This window comes from Synechococcus sp. NOUM97013 (assembly GCF_014279815.1).
Lineage (GTDB): Bacteria > Cyanobacteriota > Cyanobacteriia > PCC-6307 > Cyanobiaceae > Synechococcus_C.
This window is the reverse complement of sequence record NZ_CP047941.1, coordinates 1,878,811-1,894,659: the sequence shown is the minus strand read 5'-3', so window position 1 is coordinate 1,894,659 and position 15,849 is coordinate 1,878,811. Positions and strand designations below refer to the sequence as shown.

Sequence of the window (15,849 nt, the reverse complement as noted above, 5' to 3'; positions counted from 1 at the left end):
GGGTGGTGTTGAGATTCTAAGGGGCTTGATTGATTTATGAATTGCCGCGCTTAGGAAGAAGTGATTGCAGTTGTCTCATTAATGCTTCAAAGCGCGTTTCCTGTTGTTCGAGTTTGTCTTTTAATTCTTCAATTTCGGCATTTTGTCTATCGTCTTCTAGGGCTGATTGTTGTTTTTCTTCTTCTAGCTCATCAATGCGCTTCTGCAGCGCAGCAATGATGTCGTCATTGGCTTGCGAGGCAGCTCGATTCGATGGGGGAACTTGCATGAGTTGCTCGAGGCGTGTTTTGAGATCTTGAATCTGCTGATCGCGTGAGCTGAGATCCTCTTGGAGCTTGCTGATCTCCTGCTTGACCTCGGACCTGTACCAGCGTGAATCGGCTTGTGAGTTGGCAGATGAGGAGTCACTCGATTCCATGGATTGCGAGTTCGTCGTGCTCGCGGAGCTGGAGGAGCTGGATTTGACTCCGATTGGGAAGCTCACGCCAACGCGGCCTGCGATCGAGCTGGTTGAACCGAAGTGGTAGTCAACGGAAGGTGAATAGGCGATCGCGCCATTGAGGTGGAGTCTGTCTTTAATTCGGGCGGAGCATCCACCGGCGATGGCGTATTGCGATCCGTAGCCACCCGCGGCAATGCCGCAACGAATGGGTTCATCCGGCAGTAAAGAGATCTCAGGGATGCCAGAGAGTGCGGCACCCATCGCACCTGCGGACTCTGCTGCGTCTCCCAAAGCACTCGCAGCATCCTCAAGTGTGTTGATTCTTTTGGTGTTGTTATTGATCTGGTCAAAGTGTGAGTGGATGGTGACAAGACTGCCATCACTATCCACGCCGAGAATGCCTTCTCTGTCGATGTCTTGGCCGGGCATTTTGATGGTTGTGTTCGTATCGCCAATGGTGACGGTCTTGCCGTTAATGGTGGTGTCACCATTTTCGCTGGTGACAGCATTTGTGCGAACAAGCGTCCCGTCGGTTTTTGCCATCACCATGCCCATGCGCGTATTGATGGTTCTAATGTCGAGCTCATTGGTCTGATTCAGGTTGGGAACTGTGACTTCAGTGTTGTTGGTTCCCAGCATCATTTGTGCAGCCCTTGTTGACCGCGCCCCTGCCCCAAATGCTGTTGATCCGTTGTGTGTTGCCAAGGCGCCGGTACCAATCGCAATGACATTGGTGCCAGTTGCCCTTGCTGTTCCAATGGCGATGGCATTAACGCCGTTAACGTTTGAATAGGAGCCCAAAGCTGTGCTGTTGGTTCCAATTGCTGTGGCATTGGTGCCAAAGGCGCCCGTATCGGTGTTGAAGCCCTCAGCTCGAGCGCCTGTGCCAACGGCCAAGGCCCGCGCGCCATTGGCAACAGCACCAGGACCAACCGCCATTGCTTGCACACCGTTGGCAATGCTGCTCGCACCGATGGCGTAGGAATTGGTTCCCGAGGCTGATGCACTGGAACCCATTGCTATGGCATCGGTTCCAGAGGCTGATGCACCTGCCCCCATGGCCATGGCGTTGGTGCCGGATGCCGTCGCTGTTCCAATGGCGATGGCATTGACGCCGTCAGCGCTTGAATAGGAGCCCAGGGCGGTGCTGTTGGTTCCGAGCGCAGACGTTTCACTGCCGATGGCCGTGACGCTGGTACCAATCGCTGTGGCATTGGTGCCATAGGCGCTTGGATCGGTGTTGAAGCCCTCGGCTCGAGCACCAGCACCAACGGCGACTGCCTGGACACCGTTAGCAACTGCGCCAGCACCGATGGCATAGGAATTTGTCCCATTAGCGAAGGCAAAGCCGCCAATGGCAATGGTGTTCTCACTATTGGCATTGGCACCGAAGCCATAGGCAAGCGAGCCCCGTCCCGATGCTGATGAGTTCATACCGGAAGCCACGGATCCGTTGCCGGCCGCAGCTGCACCGGTTCCAAGTGCAGTTGATCCAGCACCCGTTGCATTGGAGTGCGCACCGAGTGCTGTTGCTGCTGTCAATGAGGCAGAGCCCGTACCACTATCTGCCACGCTGAAAGCACCAATGGCTGTGGTGCTTTCACCCGTTGCATCAGCTTGGTCGCCGTAGCACGTGGCATCGGCACCACTGCCAACACAGAACGACGTCGTGTTCACATCAATGCCAGCTGTTGCAACGGCTAAGACGCCATCACTGTCTGTCACCACCCAGGAGTAGTTGCTGGTGCCTCCTGCGGGGTGGGTCAATCCAGGTGTTTGGTAGGTGCTACTGCTGGTCCCAAGGGTGATTCGACTGTCAGCAGTTGTTGCAGCGCCCGCACCGATTGCGGTAGCAGATGTGTGCGTGGCCTGAGCACCGCGGCCAAGAGCTAGCGAGTTCGTGCCAGAAGCCGTTGAAGCATTGCCAAGGGATGTAGCGCCAACTGCTGTGGATTGAGAACCCGAGCCAATGGCTGTTGTTGAGAGTTGATTGGCAACAGCATTATCGCCGTAGCACTCAGCACCACTTCCGGTTCCAGTGCAGTTAAGCGCATCAAAAGCGCGGTCAGTAATGTTGACTCCGACTGTGTATTCCGTGGTGAAGCTATTCCCTTCGACAAATCCGCCGGTTGGGGTAACAGTGACCTTTCGATCTGCTGCTGCGACAGTTGTTTTAAGTCCGCTTACTTGACCATTTGAATCAATAATAATATTGGTGCCATTCGCGACTTTCACTCCAAAGCGGTTTGTGGAGGTGTCACTGTTCCAAACGCCAGTGACGGTTGTGCCCAACGATGTTGTTGTGGTTAATGGGGATTCATTGCCTGAAGCAGTGACTGTGCCTGCAACGACGGAGGCATTGGGAGCGCTGAAAGAGCCGTTGTTGTTGAGGATGATGTTGTTACCGCCGGTATTGACCTCGAGCTGGCCGTTATTGATGGTTAGACCATTGCCGGCTGCAACTTCAACGCCGTATTCAGTGGTTTGAGTTTGAGCGTTGTATTTGGAGGTAACGGTGACACCATTGCTGGTGTCGGAATTATCAGGAGAGGAGATAGGGCCTGCGGTGGTGGTGGCGTTGTAGCCGCTGACGGAGTAGGTGGTGACGCGCCCGTCGTTGCTGGATGAAACGACAATGTTGTTGCCAGCGCTGACAACGGATTCGTTGGCCTGAATAGCACCATTGCCATCGATGCTGATGCCATCACCGGTCGCGATTTTCACGCCAAAGCGATTTGTGGAGGTGTCACTGTTCCAAACGCCAGTGACGGTTGTGCCCAAGGATGTTGTTGTGGCTAATTGGGATTCATTGCCTGAAGCAGTGACGGTGCCGGCGACGACGGAGGCGTTGGGAGCACTGAATGAGCCGTCGTTGTTGAGGATGATGTTGTTACCACCGGTGTTGACCTCGAGCTGGCCGTTATTGATGGTTAGGCCATTGCCAGCTGCAACTTCAACGCCGTAGTTAGTGGTTTTTGTGGAGGCATCATATTTCGTGGTCACGGTGACACCGTTGCTGGTGGAGCCAGTACCACCAGTGATGGGACCCGCTTGGGTTGTGGCGTTGTAACCACTGACCTCATAGGTGGTGATGCTGCCCGATTGATTGGAGTTGACCTCTGCGTTGAGGCCACCAGTCACAACTGCACTGTTGGCAGTAAATGTTCCATTGTTGATCGTCACCCCTTGCATGGTGAGGCCCGAGAGGGTGCCATCCCCATTGGCAACCACCATCTCGAATTGGCTGCCATTTGTCGCTGTTGAATTGGTGGCAAGGTTGGCAATTGTGATCTCAGCGCTAGACGATCCCAGTGCGACTTGGCCTGATCGGGTTGTGGCGACGTTTTGGCCCAGCGCTGCAGAGTTTGAGTAGTTCGCTAAGGCACCACTGCCAAGGGCAAGTGAGTCGTCTTTGGAAGCGTTGGATTGGTATCCCAAGGCAAAGGAGCGATTGCCCAAGGCTTGTGCTTCTTCGCCAATGGCTAAGGAGCTGATACCAGTTGCATTGGCAAGACCACCAAGAGCAACGGCATTTGCCCCTGTGGCGCTTGCAAAAGCACCGATTGCCGTGGCTCGGTCTAATGCAGTCGCATTGGTTCCAAACGCTGTAGCCCCCGTGCCTTGAGCATTGGTATTCGATCCGAAGGCTGAAGTGTATTGGCCGCAGGCCTGTGCATTGTCGCCAAAACAAGTGGCACCGATTCCGTTCGCCGTGCAGTTAAAGCTAGGAGCAATGATATTGACTGATGGTGGCAAGACAGCGGTGCCCACAATGATTTTTCCGTCCTCATCAACGGTGAGGTATTGCGTCCCTCCTGGTTGCCCTGATGAGCCAGGTTTGTCGGCTAAGCCAGGTAAAAAGTAGTCGGTTGCTCCATCTCCATTTGCGCCAACAGTGACGGACGATTGTGATCCTCCCAGGGCATCCATGGCAACTGCATTTGCGCCAATTGCGGTGCCATTGGCGACATCAGAACGAGCACCGGAGCCGATTGCAATTGCCGAAGTATTAGTTGCTATGGCACCGCGGCCAAGAGCCAGAGAGTTCGTTCCGGAGGCGGTTGATGCATTGCCAAGGGTTGTGGCCCCACTGGCAGTGGATTGAGAGCCCGACCCGATGGCTGTTGCTGCCTCTTGATTAGCAATAGCACTGTCGCCGTAGCATTCGGCGCCACTGCCTGTTCCGTTGCAACTGAGAGCGTTAAAAGCGCGATCGGAGAGGTTGACTCCGATCTCATAATTCATCGTGAAGTTATTGCTCTCATTGAAGCCTCCACTTTCTGTAATGGTGACCTTATTATCCGCTGCAGTGACGGTGGTTTTTAAGCCACTGATTTTGTTATTCGAGTCAATACTGATATTGTCACCAGTGGAAACTTCGATGCCATATTCTGTGGTTTGAGTTTGAGAGTTGTATTTAGAGGTAACGGTGACACCGTTGATTGTGTCGGAATTGTCAGGAGAGGAGATGGGCCCTGCGGTAGTGGTGGCGTTGTAACCACTGACCTCATAGGTGGTGATGCTGCCTGATTGAGTGGCATCAACCTTTGCGTTAAGCCCTTCGGAAACAACTGCACTATTGGCAGTGAATATTCCATTGCTTGGATCAATCGTCACCCCTTGCATGGTGAGGCCCGAAAGGGTGCCATCACCATTGGCAACCACCATTTCGAACTGACTTCCGTCTGTTGCTGTTGAATTGGTGGCAAGGTTGGCGGCGGTCACCTCCGTTGCCGCTTTGCCGAGCATGAGTTGATCGTTCCGTGTCGTCGCAGCACTGGTTCCCAATGCCAGGGAGTTTGTCCCGCTGGCGGTGGCAAAGCTGCCGATCGCCGAAGAATTCTCCCCAGACGCTGTGGCATTCGAACCAAAGGCTTGTGACACCGCACCGTTGGCGACTGACCAAGAGCCCATCGCAATCGAACATTTTTCGCTAGCTGTGGCGTGAACACCAATGGCTGTGGCTCGAACACCTGTTGCCTTGCTGATTGTTCCGAGCGCTGTGGTGCCACTTTGGCTGGCAAGTGACTGTCGGCCTACTGCAGTGGCTTGAGTTCCAGCAGCATTGGCTTTCTCACCAACAGCAGTGGCATTTTGTTGGGTCGCCAAAGCTCCGGCTCCCAAAGCAGTGGATTGAAATCCCGTTGCTTGAGTGGCATCACCAAAAGCGGTGGCATTGACGTTTGTCGCGATCGCTTCCGTACCAATGGCAATCGTATTGGCTTTGTTGGCAATGGATGCCTTGCCAATGGCAACAGCATCCTCTGATGTTGCATTGGCCAAATAACCAATAGCTACGGCATCATTTGCTGTTGCATTCGCATAGGAGCCGATGGCTGTGGAGAGTGTTCCACTGCCAACAGATGAATAACCAATCGCGACGGAATCGGCTTTCGAAGCATTGGCCCCCTGTCCAAAAGCAGAAGCACGCTTTCCGCTAGCGATCGCCGAATGGCCTACGGCCACTGCTGAGGATGCATTGGCCTTAGACCCGCGACCAACAGCTGTGGATTGATCAGCGGTGGCCTTGGCTCCGTCGCCTAATGCAGTGGCATCAGTTCCTCTGGCTGAAGCGTTCGTGCCAATGGCGATGGCGTTGATCTTGTTGGCTACTGCTTGATGACCAATGGCGATGGCATCTTCTGCAGTGGCTTGGGCTTGTGTTCCAAACGTGGATGAATTGGCACTTGATGCCTTGGATCCGGCACCAAAAGCCATCGATGCAACGCCACTGGCGTTGGCCAAGGTTCCAAAGGCACCGGCGAAATTACCAGTCGCGTTTGCAGATGCACCAACAGCAGTGGAATTACGCTTCGTTGCCCTGCTTAAAGTGCCAATCGCTGTTGCTCTGAAGGCGGTGGCTTTGGATATTGATCCAAGCGCGGTCGCGTCATATCCAGTTGCTTGTGCCCCGCGGCCAACTGCTGTTGCCATACCGTTGGAAGCCCGTGCTGCTTTACCAATTGCGGTCGAGTTAATGCCAGACGCGAGAGATTGGGTGCCGAGGCTTGTTGAATCATTGCCAGAAGCATTGGCTAGAAAGCCATAAGCAGCACTATTGACCCCACTGGCTTCAGAACTATCGCCATAAGTGGTTGCATTAATTCCACTTGCAAGGGAATCGGCACCTGCAGCGATGGAATTGTTGGCTGTTGCAGAGGCTCGAGCACCAATGGCAATTGCGCCATCACGATTGGCGACAGATGACCGTCCAACTGCGATGGTTTCATTGCCGAGTGGCACATCATTAGTGTTGTCAAAGCTGCCGGCAGTGGCTTGAAATCCAATGGCGATTGTGTATTGTGTCGCTCGTGTTTCTGTGCTGTTAGTTACGTTTCCATCAATATCTGTACTTTGAATTATGACGTCTTTGCTTGCGCCAGAGGAAGCTTGAGATCCCAATGCAAGGCTGCCAGTGCCATTGGCTGTGGAGGAATCACCAACAGCCTGTGACCTTTCACCTTTCGCTGAAGAAGAAGCGCCTACAGATAGTGAATTAGCACCTGAAGCGTTTGCGCTAAAGCCAAAGGCAGCGCTCTTGATGCCTGATGCTTTTGAGCTCGATCCAGCTGCAGTGGAATTAGCTTTTGCTGCATTGCTGCCAAAACCAAGAGCGGTTGATCCTTGCTGTTGTGCTTTTGAGGACGAACCGATTGCAGTGGAATCCTTTCCAGAGGCCTGGGTTTGAGCTCCTAATGCGGCTCCATTTCTGCCAGCGGCACTCGAGGCGCTGCCTAAGGCGGTTGAGCTCAAGCCAGTGGCTCTGGAATTTGTGCCAAACGATGCTGTATTTGAGCTGTTGGCTAATGCACTTGCTCCAACAGCAATTGCAGAGGTTGCAGATGCATTGGCGAGTGATCCAACAGCAATTGCAGAGGTTGCAGATGCATTGGCGAGCGATCCCACAGCAATCGCTCTATCGCTGGTGGCGTTAGCCCGACTACCCAATGCAACGGCACGGTTGGATGTTGCATAGGCGCGATTGCCAACGGCAATCGATGATTGATCTGATGAAATAGCATTTTTGCCAACAGCTAGTGCTGCGGTGCCCGTGCTTTGTGCATTGGGGCCAACGGCAATCGCTGAGAAGCTGCGGGCATTTGATTTATTGCCGATCGCAATAGCTTCATTGCCAACGGCTACGGCATGTTGCCCGTAGGCCATTGAGTTCCAGCCGGTGGCTGTTGCACTTGTTCCGACAGCTTGAGAACCCTGCTCTACTGCATTACTGTTTGCTCCAAAACTGATTGTGAATTTTCCACTTGCTTGTGCATCTCGGCCAACTGCTAGAGCTGTGTCGTTGCTTGCATTCGCTTCCGCACCAATCGCGATTGAGAACTGTTCGGCTGCTGAGCTGTAGGCGCCAATAGCAGTGGCTCCTTGTTCCGTTGCCTTTGCATTTTGGCCATACGCCGCTGTGTTGGTGCCCGTTGCTTCAGCTTGATTGCCCAAGCAAATATCACTGGCGTCGCTAACATTGCAGATTGTTCCTGCATAATTGATTGTTGTTGGAGGCAAGACAGTTGCACTGCCTAAATGCAGCTGGCCGTCTTGATCAATCAGAACGTTGGTTGTTCCACTTGTTGGCAGGTCTTCGAAACCAGGTAAGAAATAATCTGTTCCTCCCTGGCTTGTGTTCGCTCCAATCGTTACGGAAGTGCTGATCCCAATTGTTGTGGCTTGTTTGGCTTCTGACTTTACTCCAACGGCTGTGGAGTTAATGTAATTGGCTTCACTGCCTACGCCGATGGCCAAGGCATTGATGTTTGTGGCATTGGAGTTCGTGCCGATGGCAAGAGCGCTTGTATTAAAGGCATTGGAGTTGTAGCCGATTGCGATTGATCTTGAACTACGAGCTTTTGAAGCCTGGCCAATGGCAATAGATGAGGAACTTGAAGCACTGGCCGTCGATCCAATCGCAACGGAGTTTCCTGCAGAAGCGCGAGCGCCTGAGCCAACAGCAGTGCTGTTACTTCCCAGTGCGCGTGAAGACGAACCTACTGAGACTGCGTCCGATCCATTAGAGAAAGCGTTGTAGCCGACTGCTGTGGAAGATGTTTTTGCTGCGTTTGATCCATATCCAATTGCCGAAGCTCCATTTAATAGCGCACTACTACTGGCTCCAAATGCCGCTGTGTTTGTATCGTTTGCTAGAGCTCCATAGCCCAAGCAAACGGCTGAATCTGCATTGGCTGTGCAGTCAATTGCTTTGAAATAACTGTTTGATACAGCGGCTCTCGAGAATGTTCCTGTGGTGTCAAGTATGGCTAATCCATACTGGCTTCCTGATAAAGAGCCGCTTGCGGTCGCGGTTTTTAGTTTGGGGACAGTAAGTACTGTGTTAGAGCCTAGTTTGACCTGATTGGCTCGATCCGTTTTGACATTAGCTCCGAGAGCAATCGAATTCTTATGTGAAGACTCGGCATCTCTGCCTATGGCAATTGAATTTTGTTCCGTTGAAGATGTGTTTGCTCCTAGGGCTATTGCGCTGAGTTTTGTGGTTGTTGCATTTTGACCAATGGCAATCGATCTGCTGCCAATTGCATTGCTTCCAGCGCCAATTGCAGTGGCATTTTCACCGCTGACGGATGATCCATAACCAATTGCCGTTGCATTAATTGCTTCAGCGGATGCTTGAGCGCCTAAAGCGGTCGCTCCTAGTTCGATAGAGCTGTTGCTCGTTGCTGCGCTAGCTCCTGCCCCGATCGCCGTTGTGTTGATTCCCGTTGCGTTCGCGCCGGGGCCATAACAAACGGCATTCGTTCCATTGCCGACGCAATTCAGAGCATCGAGAACACCGCCACCAATTTCTTGCCTTGAAACAGTGCCCGTTTCGTTGGCAACAACAATCGCCTTGCCTTGTTGTGAGTTGTTGGCTAGTGATCCAACAGTCAGCGTGCTTTGGAGATTTGCAGCACCGCTTGTGGTCAATGTTGTCAGCGTCGTATCGCCTGTAACGTCTAAGGATCCGCCGATCGTTTGGTTTTGGCTGATCGTTGAATTGCCCGAAATAGTTTGATTGCCGCCAACGGACTGATCGCCCGTCACCGTTAATGAATTATTGATTGTTGTCGCTCCTTTCACCTCCAGCGTGCTTTGGAGATTGGTGGCTCCAGAAGCGGTGAGTGTGGTGAGAGAGGTGTCGCCACTGACTGTTGCGTCACCACTGACGATGAGGTTGTCAGTGGTGGTGTCACCGGTGACGGTGAGCCCATTGCTCACCGATGCTCCGCCTGAGAGTGTGGCGGCGCCATTGAGTGTGGTGGCACCTTGAACATCGAGGCTGCTTTGGAGATTGGTGGCTCCAGAGGTGGTGAGTGTGGTGAGAGATGTGTCGCCACTGACTGTTGCGTCACCACTGACGATGAGGTTGTCAGTGTTGGTGTTGCCGGTGACTGTGAGCCCATTGCTCACCGATGCTCCGCCTGAGAGTGTGGCGGCACCATTGAGTGTGGTGGCACCTTGAACATCGAGGCTGCTTTGGAGATTTGTTGCTCCAGAGGCGGTGAGTGTGGTGAGAGAGGTGTCGCCACTGACTGTTACGTCACCACTGACTGTTGCGTTGTTGGCAACGGTTAATGAGCCGTCGCTGGCTCCAATCCCAACGGCTCGCTTGAGAGTGCCGTCGTCGTTGGCAAGGATTAATTCAGATCCACTGCCAGTCAGGCTTGCTGCTGTGACGTCTGTTGAGCTGGTGCCCAGCATCAATTGGTCGTCACGAGATGCCGTCGCTCCAGCACCGATTGCGGTGGCTCTCGCCCCATTGGCATTGGCGCCACTGCCGATGGCCATCGCGCAGGAGAAACGCGCTACAGCGCCACTACCGATCGCAAACGCACCAGTCCCAATGGCGCTAGCGCTAACGCTGACGCTGCCGTAGTCCCCTGGGATATCTGCGATCTGGGCTTGAACGCTCTGGGGTTCGAGTGCTTCGCCAATCAGCACACCCATGCTGCCGAGTTGGCCCAAGACGGCCCAACTGGCGAAAACAGTCTGAGCTGATCGGCTCCAGCGCCGACTTCTGCCGCTTTTACGGTTAGAGCTGGAACGACGATAGCCAGCCACCTTCAGGATTAATTGCAACAAAGTGCCCTGAGTGGCTTTCATCGCCATTCATTGGAGATTGATCAGAGTCTTGAGTTGTTCCTTGGCGCTGTCATCGAAATGTAAATAGCCCGATAAAGACTTTTGCCTGATCGGGATCATCGATCGCCCGCCTGTAAGGACTAGGCCCTGAATGCGTCGCTAAGGCTTAACAATTCCCCCCGTTTTTGCGCTGTCGACCTTGAATATGCGCATCGAGGTTGGCGGCAATTGCAATGGTGTTGGTTTCACCAACTTCACAAGCCACGTTGGTGGTGGAGAGCTCCCGTTGGCTGTTGTGCCCTCTCCCCAAAGTTGCTTCCACTTTGCTTAAGCGTTTGGCAGTGATCGCCGATGGTCGCGAACCGCATGAAATTGCAGCGTTAGGTGAAACGCGCCCCGCATTGGCGATTCATCGGCCACAGATTCATGCGTTGCCGGCGTTTGTGCAGCTTTCTGCAAGCCAGCAGGACCAGTGGCGACAAGATCCTCATGCCCTGCGCTTGGCGGTGACCCGTCATCCTGCAGAGCGCTTGTTGTCGTTTTGGCACGACAAGCTTCACCTGTTGGACCCTGCCTACGCCCCGTTGAATGCCTCAGTACAGGCGGCTAATCGGCTCGATCCTGCGGATGCATGCAGCTTTGCGGCTTTTCTCGACCATCTTGGAGAGCATTGGGAGTACTTGCGGGGGGATGTTCACCTCACGCCCCAGCGCCAGACCTTGGCTGATGCGGAGTTGTTCAATCTGCATTTGGATCGTGAGCAATTGGTGGCGCAGCTGCCGGGATCCCTTGAGCCCTTCCTGTCAGCGGATCGTCTGGAGCGTATTCTCGCCGAATTAAAGACGTATAGCCAGCAATACCGGCAGCCTTTAAGTCGTCTATGGAAAGACGCCTACACAAAAGAAGGATTGGCGGTGGTGGAGCGGCTGTATGGCGAGGATTTGGAGGCCTACAGCTACAGCTTGCCCCGCCGTTGCAACGCGACACAGAAGTCATTCACTGCTATTGAAAGTGATGCCTTTGTGGATCCGCTTCTGCAGCTCAGGGAGCGACATCAGCAGATTTCGGGATTGCAGCAGCAATTGATCGACCTACAGCAACAACTGGTTGCTGCAAATGAGGCCCTTGCTCATCCCCCCCTCCCCTCCATCACGCTCTTTGAGGGAACCTGGCCGGATCACAACGCGCCTGAGGCTGGCTTGGCGCACCTCTATGAGGCACTGGCTCAGAAGCGCTTTCAGGAGGTGGTGGATCAGGCCATTGCCTTGCAAGGGCACCCCCATGCAGGTGAAGTGGCATACCTCGAAGGCCTTGCTCAGGCTGGGTTGGGACACCACGAACGGGCACTTCGCTGCTTTGAGGCCGCTCAAGCTGCAGGGTTTTTGACGCCCTTTGTGCTGTTCAACGGAGGTAACGCTTGTCGAGCTCTCGGCAACCCTTCGGAAGGTTTGCGCCTTTATCGAGAAGCTTTATCGGTCCATCCGCGTTTCAGTGAATGCCGCCACAATCTTGCTCTTGCGTTGCTTGAGTTGGATCAACAGCCAGAGGCTGAGCGGGAACTGCGCTTGCTTCTGCGAGATCAACCCGGATACGCCCAGGCTTCCTTCTGCTTAGGCAACCTGCTGCGCGATCAGAAACGCAATCCTGAGGCCATCGAAGCGTTCCGCCTCTGCCTCGAGCACGCGCCCAACTACCCCGATGCCTGGAACAACCTCGGCTTGGTGCAGGCCGGCAGTGGCGATGTCGATGCCGCCATGGCCAGCTACCGCCATGCACTCACGCTGGACGCGGATTTCAGGCCTTCTCGTCAGAACTTGGCCCAAGCACTGATTCAACAAAAACGGCACGGTGAGGCTCTCGAGCAGTTTGAGCGCTTTGGTCAGATCCAGGGCCTTAATGCCACTGAGACCGTGGTGGGTTTGCAGGGACGGATCGCATGCTTGATGGAGCTAGGTCGCTACGGCGACGGCCTGGCGGTTGCTGATGGATGCCATGCGGATCGTCGGGTGCAGCTCATGACACGTCTGCATGTGTTGCCGGTTCTTTATTCCACCGATGATCAGGTGAGCGAGGTGCGTCAACGCTGGAGCGATGACGCCAGCGAGCTTTACGCGTTGCTTGAGGGGATTACCCAAGAGGATTCTTCCTGGGAGGTGCTCTACGCCCATGCCTGGTCGCTCACCAATTTCTATCTGGCCTATCAGATGGACGACGACCGACCGCTTCAGGAGCTCTATGCCGGAATCCTCGATCGCATCCTCCGCCCACGCCTGGATGCCTTCATGCAGCCACTTCCCCAGCGGGACCCTGCAGACGCCAGCCCGTTGAAGGTAGGAGTGATCTCACCGCACTTGATGAACCACAACGGCTCGATCTGGGCCCTCGGGTGGTTGGAGGGCATTGCCGGCAATCCCGGATACGAGATCTTCAGCTACAACCTCTCCGAATCGGAGGACTCTGGCAGCGCCCGATTTGCTTCGTTGGGCACCTATCGACACTTGCCGCTGCGGCCTGAAGAACCTGAGCTGATGCTGCAGCAGATCCGCGACGATCAACTTGATCTCCTGATTTACACCGACATTGGAATGCATCCCGCCAGCAAGGTGACTTCCGTGCTGCAACTTGCTCCGGTCCAGGCCCAGGGCTGGGGCCACCCGATCAGTAGCGGATCCCGCACGATTCACTACTACTTTTCTGGTGAGGGGATGGAGCCAGAGGGCAACGAGGCCCACTACAGCGAGACGCTTTACCGGCTGCCCAACACCGGCCTGAATTACGAGGTGCCGGCGGCCCTTCACGACGGCCAATTGCTTTACGACAAGTTCGACTTACCGCGCGATCGACCCATCCTCAATTCGCTGCAGAGCACGTTCAAATATTTGCCCCGTCACGATTGGATTTACGCCGAAATTGCCAAGCGCCATCCCGAGGCATTCATTGTTCTGGTGGGTCATATGGGCAATGGCAGTGTTGCCGATGGCCTCTATGAGCGCTTGCGTCCTCACTTTCAGGAGCGGGGCCTTGAGATTGAGAACCACCTGCGAATTTTGCCCCGGCTTGACTACGGCGATTTCATGGGTCTTTTTTCCATCAGCCACCACACCATCGACACGATCGATTGGAACGGCGGCAACAGTTCGATGCAGTCCTTCTCGCTTGACTGCCCTGTCGTCACTCTCCCTACCACCTTTATGCGCGGGCGCCACACGGTGGCGATGCTTGAGGTTCTTGAGCTTCCGGCACTGATCGCTAGTGATGTCGACGATTACGTCGCGATCTCTTGCCGACTTCTCGACGATGCGAGTTTTCACCAGCACATGCGTGACAGCATTCGCGAGCGCAAGTCACGACTTTTTTACGACAAGAGCGTGGCCGAAGCTTTCCAGCTGGCGGTTGAGACGGTGTGTCGACAAGCCCCCGCCGTGGGGCAGAAATCCGCAGGCCTTCGCCCGATGCCGGTGAGCACTCTTGCCTCTGGGATCTCCAACGAGCGGGCCGCAGCATGAGTGTCCGTCTGCAAGCCAGCGATCCCCTGCCTGGTGTGTGTGCGCAGGGACTCCCTCAGTGGTCTGCCATTCAGCTGCATTTGCAGAGCGGTGCGAGCTTGACGCCGTTGTTGCCCCTGGGTGATGACGCCGGCATTGTTTGGATTCCCAAGAATGGCTGCAGCACAATCAAGCGGGCCTGGCTGCAGCTACAGCACTGTGCTGAGCCATCGCTTCTTGATGATCCTCACCGCGCTGTTTTGCGTCACACCCACTGGCTCAATCGCGAGGAGCTTGAGGCGCTGGCTCCGTATCGCAGCCTGATGGCGATCTGGCGTGATCCGATCGACCGTTTCGTCTCAGCCTGTCGTAGCCATCTGCGCGAACTCACCAGTCCCGCCGTCCACGAGAAGTTACGGCGTTACAGCAATGGTGATGACACGCTTTACCAACAGGCGGTGGAGCAACACCATCAGTTGTTCATTCGCCACGGGGTCACCAGCTTTGCTGAAGATCGCGACCCCATGGAGGTGATGAATGCGGTGGCGCTCGCGTTACCGCAATGGATCCAATGCCACATCGATTGGAGTCATCACACCCTTCCCCAAGTGGCTTACCTGGGTGGCGATCCCGGCGTGTATCACTCGCTTCTGGGGATGGAGCAGATCACACCCTTGCTGCAACATTGGCAACAGGTGAGCGGTGTGGTGATCAACGTCACACCGCGGCATGTGTCGTCTGAATTGACCGATGATGATCCCTGGCGTTGTCTGCAGCGGGATCAGCTCAGTCCAGATGCCCTGCAGGCCCTACAACAGTTCTATGCCGCCGATTGGGCCTTCCTCGAGCTGGCTCAGCAGATGCTCGGACCGATGCAGCTTGAGCCAGCGAGGCAGGCTGCATGAGCCAGCCTTTCCCCGAGCTGCTGCGGGGCCGCCCCGCAGCGGAGCGCGATCTCTGGGCTCGTTGGGTGCTGGGCAGCCATAGCGATCAGTTCCTCCCGGAAATGACGGAGGCTGTTGCCCAACTTGACAAACAAGATCCAATCGCTTGTGGTCGCCCTGTGATCAATCCAGGTGCCCAAGCGAAGGATGTCGTGGTGCTGGCCTGTGAGCGCGGTAAGCATTGCTTCGTGCTCGATCAACCTTTGAATTGTGAGGTGGTGCTGTTCGACTGGACCGGTGAGGGTGTCGATCCCGATCACAACCCTCATCACTTCACGGTGATGAGTGTGGCCACTGAATGCAAAGGTCACCTGATGGAGGAAGCTTGGAAACGCCTTCCAGTACTACAAAGTGGCCATTTCATGGGCTTCGTCGATGACGATGTTCTGTTGCGCAGCAGCGACATCAACACCCTGCTGGCCATGGTAAGGATTTACAACCTCAGCGCTGCCCAGCCTGCTGTGACTTTTACCAGCAGCCTCTGCCAGGAATATGGATGGCTTCGTCAACGCGCCTCCAGCAGCCTGCACAGAGTGCCAATCATTGAGATCATGGCTCCCTTCATCCGTAGTGATCTTCTGCAGCTGGCCATGCCTTTTCTTCGCGGTGTGCGCAGCGGCTATGGCCTCGACCGTTTTGCCCTACCCCTTTGCGCCGCTCATCTTGGAGCCTGGCGCTTTGCAGCGATCGACAGCACACCACTCAGCCATGTGCGCCAATTCGGATCGTTAGAAAAGCGATTTTCCAACGGACTTCAGAGTAAAGAAGAAGAACTCCTGATTCGTCACCGCCTGATGCAGTCGATGGGCTTTCCTGTGGATCAGGCGCTGAATCAGCGACTTGAGGGAGCAATTGCTGTATGAAACCTACCCTTGCTGTTGATTTAGGCAGT

At 54.8% G+C, this 15,849-nt stretch carries 4 protein-coding genes; 3 read left to right on the top strand and 1 reads right to left on the bottom strand.

The genetic code is table 11. The features are described 5' to 3' along the window. Positions 1–34: 34 nt before the first annotated feature. Positions 35–10,411 carry a YadA-like family protein gene (locus SynNOUM97013_RS10345; protein WP_186479670.1) on the bottom strand — a complete coding sequence of 3,459 codons (10,377 nt, stop codon included), beginning with the start codon at positions 10,409–10,411 and terminating at the stop codon, positions 35–37. 350 nt (positions 10,412–10,761) lie between these two features. Here SynNOUM97013_RS10345 and SynNOUM97013_RS10340 point away from each other — a divergent pair, with 350 nt between their 5' ends. From SynNOUM97013_RS10340 to SynNOUM97013_RS10330, 3 genes are read left to right on the top strand one after another with little or no spacing between them, the layout of a single operon-like run. Next, positions 10,762–14,034 carry a tetratricopeptide repeat protein gene (locus tag SynNOUM97013_RS10340; protein ID WP_186481576.1) on the top strand — a complete coding sequence of 1,091 codons (3,273 nt, stop codon included), beginning with the start codon at positions 10,762–10,764 and terminating at the stop codon, positions 14,032–14,034. Further along, positions 14,031–14,918, top strand: coding sequence for a sulfotransferase family 2 domain-containing protein (locus tag SynNOUM97013_RS10335; RefSeq protein WP_186479663.1), 888 nt, complete (start codon positions 14,031–14,033; stop codon positions 14,916–14,918). Before SynNOUM97013_RS10340 ends, SynNOUM97013_RS10335 begins: the two co-directional genes overlap by 4 nt. Next, on the top strand, positions 14,915–15,820 hold the full coding sequence (locus tag SynNOUM97013_RS10330) for a hypothetical protein (protein WP_186479658.1): 906 nt from the start codon (positions 14,915–14,917) through the stop codon (positions 15,818–15,820). The genes SynNOUM97013_RS10335 and SynNOUM97013_RS10330 overlap by 4 nt, the downstream gene beginning before the upstream one ends. Positions 15,821–15,849: the final 29 nt, after the last annotated feature.